The organism is Gemmatimonas sp., from assembly GCF_046594945.1.
GTDB lineage: Bacteria > Gemmatimonadota > Gemmatimonadetes > Gemmatimonadales > Gemmatimonadaceae > Gemmatimonas.
In genome coordinates this window covers 43943-58314 of sequence record NZ_JBKJRB010000077.1, presented here as the reverse complement: position 1 = coordinate 58314, position 14372 = coordinate 43943, and the positions used below count along the sequence as shown (strand labels likewise).

The 14372-nt window shown below is 65.4% G+C and carries 10 protein-coding genes; 4 read left to right on the top strand and 6 right to left on the bottom strand.

Annotated elements, in window-relative coordinates; genetic code table 11:
• Positions 1-26 precede the first annotated feature (26 nt).
• Entirely contained in the window at positions 27-2912 is a 2886-nt protein-coding gene (locus ACLL97_RS08965; RefSeq protein WP_411280133.1) for a heparinase II/III family protein, read from the bottom strand.
• The gene (locus tag ACLL97_RS08960) at positions 2909-4390 is read right to left on the bottom strand and encodes a peptide ABC transporter substrate-binding protein (RefSeq protein WP_411280132.1); all 1482 of its coding nucleotides are present in this window, start codon (positions 4388-4390) and stop codon (positions 2909-2911) included. Before ACLL97_RS08960 ends, ACLL97_RS08965 begins: the two co-directional genes overlap by 4 nt.
• A gap of 112 nt (positions 4391-4502) precedes the next feature.
• Here ACLL97_RS08960 and ACLL97_RS08955 point away from each other — a divergent pair, with 112 nt between their 5' ends.
• Positions 4503-5525 carry an ABC transporter permease gene (locus tag ACLL97_RS08955; RefSeq protein ID WP_411280131.1) on the top strand — a complete coding sequence of 341 codons (1023 nt, stop codon included), beginning with the start codon at positions 4503-4505 and terminating at the stop codon, positions 5523-5525.
• Positions 5522-6391: an ABC transporter permease gene (locus ACLL97_RS08950; RefSeq protein ID WP_411280130.1), complete on the top strand. Its 870-nt coding sequence runs from the start codon at positions 5522-5524 to the stop codon at positions 6389-6391. The genes ACLL97_RS08955 and ACLL97_RS08950 overlap by 4 nt, the downstream gene beginning before the upstream one ends.
• A 28-nt stretch (positions 6392-6419) precedes the next feature.
• Here ACLL97_RS08950 and ACLL97_RS08945 read toward each other — a convergent pair whose 3' ends face one another.
• Positions 6420-9173, bottom strand: coding sequence for a hypothetical protein (locus ACLL97_RS08945; protein ID WP_411280129.1), 2754 nt, complete (start codon positions 9171-9173; stop codon positions 6420-6422).
• Between the two features lie 159 nt (positions 9174-9332).
• Here ACLL97_RS08945 and ACLL97_RS08940 point away from each other — a divergent pair, with 159 nt between their 5' ends.
• The gene (locus tag ACLL97_RS08940) at positions 9333-9968 is read left to right on the top strand and encodes a VTT domain-containing protein (protein WP_411280128.1); all 636 of its coding nucleotides are present in this window, start codon (positions 9333-9335) and stop codon (positions 9966-9968) included.
• A gap of 62 nt (positions 9969-10030) precedes the next feature.
• Positions 10031-10633, top strand: a complete 603-nt coding sequence (locus ACLL97_RS08935; RefSeq protein WP_411280127.1) for a superoxide dismutase — start codon at positions 10031-10033, stop codon at positions 10631-10633.
• A gap of 98 nt (positions 10634-10731) precedes the next feature.
• Here the strand turns inward: ACLL97_RS08935 and ACLL97_RS08930 are convergent, their stop codons facing one another.
• The 3 genes from ACLL97_RS08930 to speA are packed head-to-tail and all read right to left on the bottom strand — an operon-like array spanning position 10732 to position 14337.
• Positions 10732-11613, bottom strand: a complete 882-nt coding sequence (locus ACLL97_RS08930) for a permease (protein ID WP_411280126.1) — start codon at positions 11611-11613, stop codon at positions 10732-10734.
• 49 nt (positions 11614-11662) lie between these two features.
• Positions 11663-12382, bottom strand: a complete 720-nt coding sequence (locus ACLL97_RS08925) for a YIP1 family protein (protein WP_411280125.1) — start codon at positions 12380-12382, stop codon at positions 11663-11665.
• Positions 12379-14337 carry a biosynthetic arginine decarboxylase gene (gene speA, locus ACLL97_RS08920; protein ID WP_411280124.1) on the bottom strand — a complete coding sequence of 653 codons (1959 nt, stop codon included), beginning with the start codon at positions 14335-14337 and terminating at the stop codon, positions 12379-12381. Before speA ends, ACLL97_RS08925 begins: the two co-directional genes overlap by 4 nt.
• Between the last annotated feature and the right edge of the window lie 35 nt (positions 14338-14372).

Genomic DNA, 14372 nt, shown 5'->3' with positions numbered 1-14372 from the left:
CCCGGCAAGCGTGTTACCGCACCCTGTTAGTGGCCGAGGAGTTGAGTCCCGATGCGAAGTCGCAAGGAGTGCGCGGGCGAGTGCCGGTCGCCGCGCAGATAGGCGTAGGCGCCCGCAGAGGGGTGCGCGGCCAGTCGACCACTGAGCAGCAGTTGGCCGCGTCGGCGGATCCGATTGGCAGGGCGCTCGTTCACGACTAGGTCAAAGGTGATGGTGCCGTCAGAGGCGATCGGAAGATCGGCCAGCTTCCACTCGAAGCGCACGCGCCAGCCGCGGTCGTCCGCGAGCGCGGTGCACGCCGCTTCGGGGAGCGGCCAGTCGCCAGGCACCAACCTCGTCATCAGGACGGTACTACCGGACGGCGTGCAGAGCGCGGCCTGCCCCCACCGACCGTCGGTGGTGCCCCAGTACCATTGCACGCCGTCGGCATTCACCTGTGCCCGTTCGTTGTCGAGCGGGTTGTCCACGCCATCGGGCGGCACGACCACGCCGGTATGGGCCACGACCTCCACGTGTACGCGTCCCTCGACGAGGGCGACGTGCACGGTGGCGGTGGGGCTACCGGCTTCGTTCCACGACTGCTCGGTGCGCAGATAGTGCGCCTCGCCGAGTATCATGTGCAGCGGGAGCGACAGCGGCGTTGCGGATGCGACGGCCGCGTCGATGCGGTCGGCGTTTGCCTCCGCACCAATGGGAGCGAACGAATCGGTGACGAGTCCTTCGAGGTCGACGCTGCTGCGCGCGTGGCGCGCCAGTAGTTCGATGTGCCATCCATGCGGCGCCGGCCCGTGCACGGCGGTGGTCCCGTCGGCGGTGGTAATGCGCGCCACTGGTGACTCGCCGGGTGCTTCGCCGCCGGGTGCGGCTCCGCTGCGGGCGTCGAGTAGTACGCGATGGACCGCTGGGTGCTCCTCGGACGTCTTCCAATGCCAGACCGACACCAGTCGACCAGTGGGTCCATGCAGTTCGACAGCGTGTCGGACCGTCTCGTTGCACCCTGGGGCACCGGGCGTGCGCGCCCGAATCAGGGTGGTCGGCACGTTGGCGGCGAACAGGAGTTGCGCGTTGGCGCGATGGCCGGGCGCGCCGCTTGCGGTGACTGCGATCGCGTCGATAACCGCCGTTCCTTCGATCGCGACCGACTCCACGTGATGCAGAAAATCGAAGCCGTCTTCGAGCCCGCCGGCTCCCGGTCGCAACGTGGGCGCGAAGGCGAAGGGCGTGGTGCGAAGCGCGTCACCACAGACGGGCAACGTGATCGTGATGTCGTCGGATGCCGCAGCTGCGGATGCGGATTCAGCGACGGCCGGATCGCGGCCCCATTCGAGCAGGTCGACGCAATAGCCCTCGCACACCACGATCGTTCGCGTGGCGCGTAGGCCTTGCCCAATCGATGCGCGCTTCTGAATCCAGCCCATCCCGCCACGATCCTCAAATGCAACGAGCGTGGCGCTGCCAGTCGGTTGTGAACCGCCGTTTACGAGCGGTGCGTGATGCGCGAGCGTGCTGCGATACCAGTACAGCGTGCGTTCCACGTAGCTGCCCGTGCCGGGATCCTGCAACCACCGTTCGGGACCGGTGTGCAGCGTGAGCGCGAGGCGATCCGGGTGCCCGTGACCACTGCCGGAATGGCCGCCTTCGAGCGCGACGTACACCTGCCCGTGTTCGCGCCGCAGCACCGCCAGTCCCTGCGACGGGAGCACCACACTGGCGGGGGCCACGCTTGCCGCGGGAACAGGTTGGGCCGACGCCATGAGTACTGATCGCCACGAGAGATCCGCCCGCGAGAGCGCCGACGGGCCTTCGTTTCGCTCGGCATCGGCGGTGGAGCGGGCACGCGCATTGGAGTGATGGGTGAGCGATCCGTCGTAGAGACGCGACAAGAGGCCCGCGAGTCGTGGATCGGCGCGATGGGCGTGCCCAAGTTCGCACCACTCGGCGAACCGCCACTGACGAATCGAGACCGCGTACGGCGAATCGCGCCGTGACGGGATGGTCTCGTCGGGAAGCAGGCCGAGAAATGGTGTGACGAAACCCGAGGCGTAGCGATCACCAAGGGCTGCCGGCAGCGACAAGCCAGCCGCCGCGAGCAGCTGCATGCCGTACCAGAGCGCACGGTGCGCGAAGAAGTGATAGTTCTCGCCTTCGTACCAGCTGCCGTCGGCCAGCAGGCCCTGCTCCATGAGCTTGAGCAGCCCATCGCTGGCCTCGAGTCGACGCTGGAACGCGCGCTGGTCATCCAGTACACGGAAGGCCGACAGGACAGCGACCTCGTTCCACACCTGCCGGTTGGACGTGGCCTCGTGAAACGACGCGATGAGCGCCGCGCTGGGCGCGATGAGTTGCTCGCGTAGGCGCGCACCCACGGGACCGGCGCCCGGCGCTATCGCCGCGTCGAGCAGATCGAGCGCGTGACAGATGTTGAGCAGCCAGATGGACTCGAGATAGGTGCTGAAGAACGGCCGTGTGGGCCCGAGCACGTTGTCGCGATTGGGCCACTGGCCGTAGCGATCGGCCAACTCCGAGAGGATGCGTACGGCGAGCGCCGCGTGTTTGGGTTCACCGCGCAGCGCGTAGAGTGTGGCAGCGTGCACGGCGCGTTCGGCCGTGTACAGTTGCGCACCCATCGCCCACCAGTCATCGTGCTCGACACCCGTGTAGGCCCGATCACAGCGCTTGCAGCGGTGCGCATGCGGTGACCGCGGATCGAACTCGAGCAGCACTCCATGCACCGGACAGCGTCCGCCGGCTCGTGTGAGACGCGCCTTCTGTCGCGGGATTGGCAGCTCGCCGAGCAAGAGCGGCTCCAGCTCGGCGGCGAGTCCCTGAATGGTGGGCGCGAGCGACGATCCCACGGCGGTCTCTCGTCGGCGCGCGTGGAGGTCGAGCGGCAGCAGTGGGAGGCGCTTCACGGCGTGTCCTTGCGAGTCCACCGCGCGACGGTGACGAGTTCTCCACGCAGATCCATCTGCACGCCATCAAGTTTGCGCGAGCGTCCCTGCACGCCTCGCGCGTGAAAGAGCCAAGCCACCGGCATCCGTTCATCGAGTTCAGCCGCCACGGCGCTCCAGGCACTGGCCGCTGATTCCGGGGCGGCACTGCGGGCGGCGGCGAGCCGGCCGTTAAGCGAGGCGGTGTGAAAACCGGTGTAGTCGAGCGCACCGCCACGTTGCGCGGACGCGAAGAGGGCCGACAGGTGACCAAGGGCGATGTCACCGGGAATACCGGTGAGCACGACATCGAACTGCTTTGTCGGCGCGCGCACTGTTGCGAGGAAGGTGGAGAGCTCCATCACGCGCAGCTTGAGCACGACCCCACGCGCCGCGAGGTCGGCCTGCACCAGTTGCTCGACCGCCATGTCGCCGCCGCCCACGGTTAGCAGCGTGACTTCCAGCGGCGTGCCACGGCGCGCGCGACTTCCCCCCGTGTGGGTGCGCATCCAACTGGCGGCATCGAGCAACGAGTCGGCTTGCCGTGTGTCGTGCTGCGGGGCGTGGGCGGTGGAAAACGGCAACCCCGGTGGAATGGCGCCACTGGCCGGCGTGGCGTAGCCCGCCACGGCGGCGCGAACGAGACGCTCGCGATCGATCGATAAACTCAGCGCCCGCCGCACGCGGGCATCGTCGAACGGTGCGCGTGTGGTGTTGAAGGCGAGCACGGTCGAAAAGAGTGCGGGCGGCGTCATCAACATGAGCGACGGGTCTCTCTCCACGAGATGGGCCATGGTTGGCGATACGCCCGCGACGTCGAGTTCTCCGCTCACCAACCCGGCGAACTTCGTGGCGGCCTCGTCGACGACCGCGACAATAATCTGTTGTGCGTTGGGGGGCCCGCCGAGCGCGGCCGGGAAGTCTGCGTTGCGTGCGAATCGCCACTGTCGCCCCGCGGTGCGCGAGATGAAGCGAAACGGCCCATTTCCGACTGGTGCCGTCGAGTACGGATGCGCGCGCCAACGGGCACGCGGCACGCTATCAAGGAGATGTTTCGGCACGAGGGGCAGTTCGGCGAGCACGGTAGGCAGCGCGGTGCGTGGTTCGCGAAAGACAACGCGCACGGTACTGTCGTTAAGCGCGACGACGCTGTCCATATCCGCCACATCACCAGCTCGCGGCGAGCCCAGCGTCGGGTCTCGCGCCGCAGCGATGGTGAAGGCCACATCCGCCGCGGTGGTCGGTTCCCCATCGTGCCACCTCAGGCCCATGAACAGCGTAAACGTGACTGACCGACGCGACGGATCCCAGTGCCACGATCGCGCAAAGTAGGGCTCCGACTGTAGCGCGCTGTCGAGCTTCACGAGCGTGACGAACAGGGCGTGCCGCTGCAGTTGCCGGGAGAGCGGATGCACCGTGACCAGTGGATTGCCAGACTCGAGGTCGGCTCCGGAGGCCATGACGATCGTGCCTGCGGGTCGGTCGGGCCGACCACACGCCGCGAGTCCTATCACCAAGGCAACGACAAAGCGCCCTGCGAGGGCGGCGGCGGCGCGCGCAATCCATTGTCGCGTGCGGGTTGACGTCGTCGCGCCACGAGGCATCATCCCCCAGGTGCATCGTCTCTCGTCACGCGTACTCGACGCGCTCGTGCTGCTCTGGCTCGTTACCACCATCACCTTCGCGCTGATCCATCTGGCGCCGGGTGATCCGGCGGCGTTGCTGATCTCTCCGACGGCGTCCGCCGAGGAGGCGGCCCGACAGCGGACCACACTGGGGCTCGATGCCCCGCTGCTGATGCAATATGCGCACTGGATCGGCGGCGTGCTGCGCGGGGATCTGGGTGAGAGTCTCGTGCGGGCCGAACCGGTCACACGCGTTATTGCGGATGCCCTGCCGGTTTCATTGTTTCTCGGCGGCGTGTCGTTGCTGGCAAGCTTCGTGATCGGCACGATGCTGGGGATGATTCAGTCGCTCCGGGCATCGCACCGCGCGGACCGCGTGATCACGGCCCTGACGACGGCGATTTACGCCGCACCCAGTTTCTGGTTGGCTCTCGCGCTGGTGACCCTGTTCACGTCGGGTGTGGTGTGGCTCGGGCTGCCGCCGTTCCTGCGACTTCCGGCGTTCGGGATGCAGGACCCCGCCGCCGACCCGACGTCGATTGGCTGGGCAGACCGATGGCGCCACGCCGTCTTGCCGCTGCTGGTGCTGTCGTTGCCCGGCGCGGCCGGTGTGTCGCGCTTCGCGCGACGCGCGCTGCTGGACGCCGCCGTGGCGCCGCATGTGTCGGCGGCGTATGCGCGCGGATTATCACGCGGCGGTGTCGAACGGGCGCACGTACTGCGGAACGCACTCACCCCGCTCGTGGTCCTGTTCGGTCTCACATTGCCCGGCGTGATTGCTGGCTCGGTGTTCGTTGAGCAGGTGTTCGCCTGGCCCGGACTTGGGCGCACGATGCTGTCGGCGATCGCCGCCCGTGACTATCCGGTGGTGCTCGGACTCACGTTGGTGTACGCCGGCGCGGTGGTGACGGCCAATCTACTGTCCGACGTGATCCTGCTGCGGCTCGATCCGCGCCGGCGGACGCCGTGACGGTCGGCCTCGTGTCGGCAGCACGATCCGGCCCGGTATTTGAGCGCGCCCCGCGCTGGGCGGCAGGTGTACTGCTCGCGATGACGGTTGCGGCGATCGTGGTGCCGACATTGGCGTCCGATGGCTCTCGAGACATCGGCGACGTGCTTGCCACGCGCTTAGTCCCTCCGTTCTCGCGCGACGGGCGCGGCGTTTGGCATTTGCTGGGCACCGATGCCTTTGGCCGTGATCTTTGGGTGCGCTTGTGGACGGGCGCCCGCATTTCGCTGGGAGTGGGCGTTACGGGATCAGCGCTCAGCGGCGCCTTGGGCATTTTGCTGGGCGCGATCGCGGGCTGGCGCGGCGGCGTCATTGATCGGGCGATCGTGGCGTTTGGCGACGCGCTGCTGGCGATTCCCCGCTTGGTCTTGCTGCTCGTGATCGCGTCGCTTTGGGGTCCTGGGCTCGGGGTCGTGATCAGTGTGCTCGGCCTCACGGGATGGATGTCGGTGATGCGCCTCGTGCGCGCGGACGTGCAGGGTGCGCGCGCGCTGGCGTTCGTAGAAGCGGCGAACGCCCTGGGCGTGCCGTCGTGGCGCGTGCTGCAGAGACATGTGTTACCGAATGCGTTGGGCAGCGCGCTGGTGGCGATTACTCTTGGCGTCGGCAACGCCATTCTCTTGGAGAGCGGCCTGTCGTTTTTGGGCCTCGGCATTCAGCCTCCCGCCTCGAGTTGGGGTAACATGATCGCTGGCGGTCGCGAGTGGCTGTTGGTCGCTCCGTGGATTGCTCTTATGCCGGGGCTCGCATTGGTGCTCACGGTGGTAGCGTGCACCGCGCTCGGCGACGCGCTGGGGGACCGCCGCACGGGGAGCGATATTCGGTAGGGGGTGCGGCGACGATGCCGCCGATATTTCAATCGGCCGCGGCAATCAGTAGGGTCACAATCTCCCGTGGCCCGGCGGTGAACTCCACGCGAGCGGCACGCGATGTCGCGGCCTCGAGCGGCGTTTCGTCGAGCCGACACCGGGTGACAAGCCACGGCCCGTCGTGGGGGAGCCGCCAGTAGCCTTGCACCGCAGTCGAGCTGAGGTTCACAGCGCGCAAGATGACCCCATCGGAGCGTTGTGCTAGCGTGACGGCCGACGCTTCGAGGCCGCCCCCGTGCAGTGCGGGCCCGGCCATGAGCGTGGACGTATTTGCCACATCTAGATCGCGCCACGTGTCCCCGCATAGCGGGAGCAACAGCGAATCGGCAGCGCGACTGACAGTGTGCGCGCGCTCCGTTCCATCGTCGTGCAGCATCAGGCCAACGCGCGCACTGAAGCGACCGAGACACTGAGCCGCGGGCGTAGGCGAAGGCCAACCGCCATGTCCCGGACGCTCTGGAAGATCGGCGCGTGAGAGTTCACCGATCGCTCGCACGAGCGTGAGCGACAGTGCGTCGGACTTACACTCGGCCTCAGCAAGTCCGTCGGCGAACATCGTGATGCACCGCCCGTGCTGCGATTGTGTGGCCCAGCGATGCATCGGCATGGTAGGCACGACCGTTTCGCGCGCGTTCGGGGGTGCGACGGCGACTCGGCGTTCCACCGGACCGAAGGCCGCATCGGCCATCGTGAGCGGGTTAGTGAATCCGGTGTGACAGACGACCCGCAGTCGGTGATTGCGGCGTCGATTCACGCCGCGCAGATCGCACCGCAGCACGTCGGACGCCGCGTCGAGCACGAGGGTCGTGTGTACGCGAATATCCCGCGCCACGGACTCCCAGCAGAGACGGACGGCGGCCCTGAGCGGACCACGGTGCAGCACCAGTGTCTCAACGCACGCCAACGATTCGGGCGTACCGCGCAGTGACGGTGTGTAGCTGTCGCCGAGGTCGATCGTGCTCTCGAGCTGGAGTGCATGGTCGATTCGATGCGCGTGCTGCTCGATGGCGACCTGACCGTCGCGGATCGTGACCCGCAGGCGGTCGTTCTCGAGCACGATGCCGGACGCCGACTCCACGACGCGCACGGCGGGCGGCGCCGGGAGCTGCTCGTGATGTAGATGGTCGCAGACACCGATGCGTCGAGCGTCGAACACACGAAGTCCGTAGGCAGGTATCTCCGGAATCCACGCCAGCATCCGATGCACGCGCACGAGGTCGTTATCCGGGTAGTGCTGCGGCGATTCACGCCGCGAATGTACAACCCGGACATCGAGCGGCTGTAACACCATGCCTGGTAAAAACTCCGACATGAGCGAAGGGTGGTCCTGCCCCGTCACAATAGCTGGAGGTGCATCGGCGCCTTCCGGGCCGACGGCGATATCAGCCAGCGTCTCGAGCACACGAAGCTCGGCGACGCCGCCGCGGGCGTTGGCCGCGCGATTGCGCACTACGACGGCGTGATCGGTGCCGGGATCGATGGACCGCGAACGCGCCGCGACGATGTCGTGCTGCAGGGCGAGTTGCAACGTGGCTTCACGGAGTCCACGCACCTGCGACTGCACGCTCTCCTGACGAGCGTCCATGGCGCGCGCGACCGCGTCGACGGAACAGCCGCAGAGCGTATCGTGTGGATGTGTCTCCAGCAGCTCCTGCCACGCGCTGTTCAGCAGCGCAGGCAACTGCGAGAGCGTGAGCGTGCCGTTGGACGCCGTCGAGCGAGAACGCGCCGCGGCATGATGCAACCACGAGAGCACGAGCCACGGTTCGACATCGCGTAACAACGCACGCTCCAGCAACGCGTTGCGGCGCTTCTGGTGCGCGCGCGTGGCGAGCGTTCCTCCGAGCGTCCACGTGTACCCATAGGAGTCGCGCAGTTCACCGCGCACAACGGGCAGCACCGTGTCGCCACAGGCCGCATTGAACAGGTCGACGAAATCAGCCAGCGAACATCGTTGGACGATCGTTTCCGGAGCGGCCGCCTCGCGGAGCGCGTGCACCGAGGCGATCACGTCGGGCTGCAGCGCGTGGTGGTCGGCACCGTTCAGCAGCAAGACAACCCCGGTGCGATTCCGCTCCTCCAACACCGACTGCATCCGCGACCAACGCGCGACAGCGGCGGCGGGCGTCGCCGGCAATGCACTGCCGTATTCGTAGCCGTCAGGTGGCAGATGGTGCACCACGACCGACGATCCGTCGACCGCCGCCCATCGGAAGGCGTCTGTGGCAGGATGGGACGCACCGCCGGCACCGCGCCAGACGATTGCCGCGGGGAATCCGTATCCCGCTGCAATGGATGGCAACGCCGCCGGATGTCCGAAAGTGTCCGGGCAGTAGGCAATCGGTGGTGGTGCCGCCCCAAGGCGACGCAACACGCGATGCCCGGCTTCGAGATTCCGCAGGATCGCTTCACCGGACGGGATGAGGTTGTCGGCGAGCACGAACCACGGTCCGGCTTCGAGGGCCCCCGCGGTCAGCCGCGCGCGCAACTCGGCCTCCCTCTCGGGGCGCACCGCCAGAAAGTCGAGCAGCGTGATCGCCTGCCCGTCGAGGAGGAACGACTCGCCGACGGCGCTGCGCTCGAGCACGGCGTCCAGCAGCGCCACCAGCCGTTGGCGGAACCGGGATGCCGTGTGGTACCACTCCCGATCCCAATGGGTATGGGACACCACGCACACCCGCAGCGGGGTCCGCAGCGGCGTCCGGCCCGCGGTGCGAGATGCGTGGAAGGTGGCAGGCACGAGCGGAAGCTACCTTCCGTACCGACTCAGCGGCCAGACCGCGAATGACTCCGTGCTGACGTGCGCGCCTGCGGTTGACCGCGACGCCACCTCCATCGACCTTTCGGCCTGTCGAATGACTCCCGCCGTTCCCGTTCTTGCCTGTATCCGGATGTCTGCTTGGATCTTCTGACCGAGTTCTACCACAAGCTTCGTGACCTTCCCGCCCTCGTGCAGTGGGCTGGGTACGTGGGGCTGACCATTATCATCTTCGCAGAGACAGGGCTGCTGGTCGGCTTTTTTCTCCCTGGGGATTCACTCTTGGTGACCGCGGGGCTTCTGGCGGCGGACCCGGCATTTGGCCTTAACGTGTGGCTGCTGGGGCTGATCCTGACCGTAGCGGCCATTGTGGGCGACACGGTCGGCTATCACGTGGGCAAGGCCACCGGTCCGCGTATCTTTACCCGCCAGAACTCGATCTTTTTTCACAAGGATCACCTGCTGAAAGCGCAGGCGTTCTACGAGAAGCATGGCGGCAAGACGATCATTATCGCGCGCTTCATGCCCATCGTTCGGACGTTCGCCCCCGTGGTGGCCGGCGTCGGACAAATGCGGTACGCGTCGTTTCTTGCATATAACGTGGTCGGTGGCGTGCTGTGGATCTGGAGCATGCTCATCACCGGCTACGTGCTGGCGAAGACGGTGCCGGGCGTGGCCAAGCATGTCGAGAAGGTGATTCTGGTGGTCGTGCTCCTGTCGATTCTTCCGGGCATTATTGCTTGGTGGCGCAATCGGAGTCCCGAGGTGAAGGCCTAAACGCTCGCGCCGTCTCGTTCGAACTCGCGTCGTACTCACGTCCTACTGAAGGAGTCGTTGTCATGGCCCACGTTCTTCCCCCGCTACCGTACGCGCCCGAGGCGCTCGAGCCGCATATCGATGCGCAGACCATGAATATTCATCATGGCAAGCATCATCAGGCGTATGTCACGAATCTGAATGCTGCGATCGAGAAGGCGCCGGAGCTGGCGTCATGGTCGATCGACGAGCTGTGCAGCAAGATCAACGACGTACCGGAGGCGGTTCGCACGGCGGTCCGGAACAACGGTGGTGGCCATTGGAATCACTCGCTGTTCTGGCAGACGATGGCGCCGAACGCGGGTGGCGAGCCCACCGGCGCGCTGTCCGAGGCCATCACGAAGGCGTTCGGTTCCTTCGCCGCCTTCAAGGACCAGTTTCAGGCCGCCGGCATCGGTCGCTTCGGTTCAGGCTGGGCATGGTTGGTGTCCGCGAATGGTGCACTCTCGATCATGAGCACGCCGAATCAGGACAATCCGCTAATGGAAGGCAAGCACGCGCTCTTCGGCTGCGACGTGTGGGAGCATGCGTATTACCTGCAGTACCAGAACCGTCGCGCGGACTATCTTGGCGCCTACTGGAACGTGGTGAACTGGGCCGAAGTCGCGAAGCGATTCGCTAGCTGACCGCAACGCGACTGCCGCACAAAACCCGAACGCATTCCTCGCCGCGGTATTGTCGCGACAGATGCGTTCGGGGTTTTGCTGATCCGCCTACAGTACGCTTACCCGATTGCCGGCTCGGGCCGATGAGTGCGACGTGCGCTCATGATCAACGTGAACGCGGTGTAGGTCACGACGACAGCCACGAGCCATCGCATGGCCGTGAGCGGCAGCGACTTCACGATGAAGGCCGCAACGAGTACCGCCGGAACGCCGCCGATAATGTTGCCGACCACGGCACGCGGGTTGACCTTGCCAAGGCGGATGAAGCGCGCGCTGGCGAAGGGCATCAGGAAGGCGCACGAACCCATCATGATCGGGAACGCCGCGGTCGGACTCATCCCGAGCGCGCTGACGAGCAACAGACACGGGCCGTACAAGCCGATGCCGATGGTCATCAGCACGCCGAGCACGAAGTTGCCGAACAATGCGATGCCGAGCTTCACCCCGCTAACACCGATGGCCTCACCGCCGCCGGGGATGGCGCCGGCGGCCTGCGCGAAGGTCAGCGCGGCTGCTGCAGCGAGGCACAAGCCCATCCCCAACTGGATGCGCTGGGTAGGCCACTTGGCCACGAGTCCGGCGCCGAGCCACGATCCGAACACGGCGGCAATGATCATGCCCACCAACGTGACCGGTTCTACCTCGACGACCTGCGTGTAAATGAACGCTTGCGCCAGCGTGGCCAGTGTATGCCCTGCGTTCAGCGTGCCCGGAATCAATGCATCCTTCACCCACTTGGTCGCGCGATAGATCGTCGTTGTAGTCGCAAACGATCCAATGCCGAGCGTGTCGAGGAAGTCGGTGAACATGCCGGTCAGGATGAAACCGGTGGTGGGGCGCACCGAGCCAAGCTTCGGCAAGCCTCGCACAAGGGTGACCAGATGATACACGGCCACGAGCGCGAGGCCTGCCAACAGCAGGCGCTTGGCATCAAAGATCATGTTGAGTTTGAGAAGGTGGAGTTCGATGCCAGAGCGCCGGCCGCTGAATTCAGGCGAGCAGCGCCGGAACGACAGTCAGCGCGACACCTAGGCCCCAGGCCACGAGCGCGCCAACGACGCCGGCACTCCGCTCGACGCGACCGATCACGCTGATTCCGACCGCCATGATCACGAGCTGCCAGATATTGAACAGATCGAAGTTGGCCAACATCGCCATCAGCGCCGGCGACGCGGTGGTCGGATCGACGAATCGCGCGGCACCAAGCGCCGAATCGGAGAACGAGCGAATCGTCTGCGGATCCGCCATCGCGCCCTGAACGGCGGTCGCGATGAAGCTGAGCACGCGAGGCACGGACGCGAGCGTAGCGATCAGCATGGCCTGCCCGTACGTGAAACGTGCCGAGGCCACCTTGCCACCGATCCAGACCAGGAGGCCTGTGAGCACCGCGCCCAGCGGAATGAGTAGCACGCCCGTCGCGAGAAACCCGTAGCCGGCGAATTTTTGGGCAGCAGCCACCGCTTCCGCCGGCATCGGTTTGCCCTTGGCCGCCATCTGCTGCATCTGCAGGTCGAAATTCGCGTCGACGTACGGCTGGATCAGTCCCTTCGTCGCAAGCACGATGACCAGCGTGATCGCCGTGAGCACCAGGATATACATCCCCACTCCCTTCGCCCGCGAGCGATCGAACACCTTCGCGGGCGCCCACAGCACTTCCAGCACGTCTTCGAACACACTGCCCTTGGGCGATCCAGCCAAAACTTCATTCATCGCGCGGCCTCTCCTTCGAGATAGGTATATCCCTCCAGTCCAGCGACGTAGTCCGCGATGAAGGCGTTCGCCTCCTCACGCGTCAGGGATGTTGTGGAATTCACCTTACGACGAAACGTGGCCAAAAGTTGCGACGCACCGAACTGCACGTAATTCAGCACTTCGGTGACCGTGTCGCCTTCCACCAGGTCGGTGATCTCGTAAGCGCCCTGATCGTTCAAGCGCACGTGCACAGCGTTGGTGTCGCCGAACAGGTTGTGCAGATCGCCGAGAATCTCCTGATACGCACCCGTGAGGAAGATCCCGAGGATATAGTCCTCGCCATCGCGGAACTCATGCAATTCGAGGCTCGGGCGCCCCTTTTTGTCGCCGACGAAACGATCGATCTTGCCATCGGAATCGCAGGTGACGTCCTGCAGCGTGCCACGACGGACCGGCTCTTCGTCGAGCCGATGAATTGGCATGATCGGGAAGAGCTGATCGATCGCCCAGCTGTCGGGCAGCGACTGGAAGAGCGAGAAGTTGCAGAAGTAGCGATCGACCAGCGCCGACTCGAGCTCGGGAAGGATGTCGGCGTAGGTATCCTCGTCGGCCTTGGCGATGCGATAGATCGCGTTCATGGTGCCGAGCCAGAGCACTTCGGCCTTGGCCAGTCCGCGGAGACTCAATACGCCGCTGTTGAAGTAGTTGCGGGCGCGATCCTTGTCGAACGATGCGTCGTGGAATACTTCGAGCACCTTGCGCGGCTTCGCACCACGCTCGGTGAGCGTACGAAAGTCCTCATACATCTCGTGCAGCAACGAATGTTCTTCGTCGTCGAGCACGGGGATCGGCTGCTCGGCCTGGGATTCGACGTCGATCACCTTCACCAGCAGAAGCGCGTGGTGCGCGGTCAACGCGCGCCCGGACTCGCTGATGATGTGCGGCATCGGCAGTTCGGCATCGCGGCACGCCTCGGCGATCGTGTAGATCACATCGTTGGCGTATTCCTGCAACGAGTAGTTGACGCTCGCGTTGTTCGTGGAGTTGGTGCCGTCGTAGTCGATGCCCAGTCCGCCGCCCACGTCCACGTGCGTGATGTCGACACCGATGGCGCGCAACTCGAGATAGAAGCGCGCGACTTCCTGCAGTCCCGACTTGATGAAGCGAATGTCGGTGATCTGACTGCCGAGGTGAAAGTGAATCAGCTTGAGCATGCCAAGCTTGTCCAATCCCTGCAACTTGTCGATGAGTTTAATGAGCTCGGCCGAGCTCAGACCGAACTTGCTCTTCTCACCACCACTCTGCGCCCAGCGTCCGGCGCCCTCGCTGGCCAGCTTGATGCGCACGCCGCAGGTGGGCGTGACGCCCAGTTCTTCGGCCACCTCGAGTAACACGTCGAGCTCACTGACCTGCTCGAGGACGATGAAGACCTTGTGCCCGAGCTTCTGCCCCATGAGGGCCAGCCGCATGAACTCGTGATCCTTGTAGCCATTGCACACGATGAGATGCTCGGTGCTCTCCGACAGGCCGAGGACGGCCTGCAGTTCGGGCTTGGATCCACATTCGAGACCGACGCCATGCCGCTTGCCGAATTTGACAATTTCCTCGACCACGTGCCGCTGCTGATTCACCTTGATCGGATACACGGTGGTATAGCCACCGGAGTAGTCGAACTCCTTCATCGCGGCGTCGAAGCGCTCACTGAGCGTTTCAATGCGCGACTTGAGGATGTCGGAGAAGCGCAACAACACCGGGAGGGCGATGCCTTGGCCTTCGAGATCATGCGCGAGATCGCGCAGATCGGCGGTGAGATCCGGCCGATCCGGATTCGGGCGGACGATGACGCGTCCGCGTTCGTTGATGTCGAAGTAGCCGGCACCCCAGCCCTCTACGTTGTAGAGGGCGCGCGCCGATTCGATGGACCAGGCAGCCGGAGTCGGCGCCGCGGTATTGGGCTGATTGCGAGTGGCCATAAGGGTGCAAAGCTAGATGGTTCGAGGCGGCGGAG

Excerpts from the sequence above, each read along its gene's own strand:
- ACLL97_RS08925 (WP_411280125.1), bottom strand. The coding sequence starts at position 12,382 with ATGAATGAAGTTTTGGCTGGATCGCCCAAGGGCAGTGTGTTCGAAGAC.
- ACLL97_RS08935 (WP_411280127.1), top strand. The coding sequence starts at position 10,031 with ATGGCCCACGTTCTTCCCCCGCTACCGTACGCGCCCGAGGCGCTCGAG.
- speA (WP_411280124.1), bottom strand. The coding sequence starts at position 14,337 with ATGGCCACTCGCAATCAGCCCAATACCGCGGCGCCGACTCCGGCTGCC.
- ACLL97_RS08960 (WP_411280132.1), bottom strand. The coding sequence starts at position 4,390 with ATGGCCTCCGGAGCCGACCTCGAGTCTGGCAATCCACTGGTCACGGTG.
- ACLL97_RS08930 (WP_411280126.1), bottom strand. The coding sequence starts at position 11,613 with ATGATCTTTGATGCCAAGCGCCTGCTGTTGGCAGGCCTCGCGCTCGTG.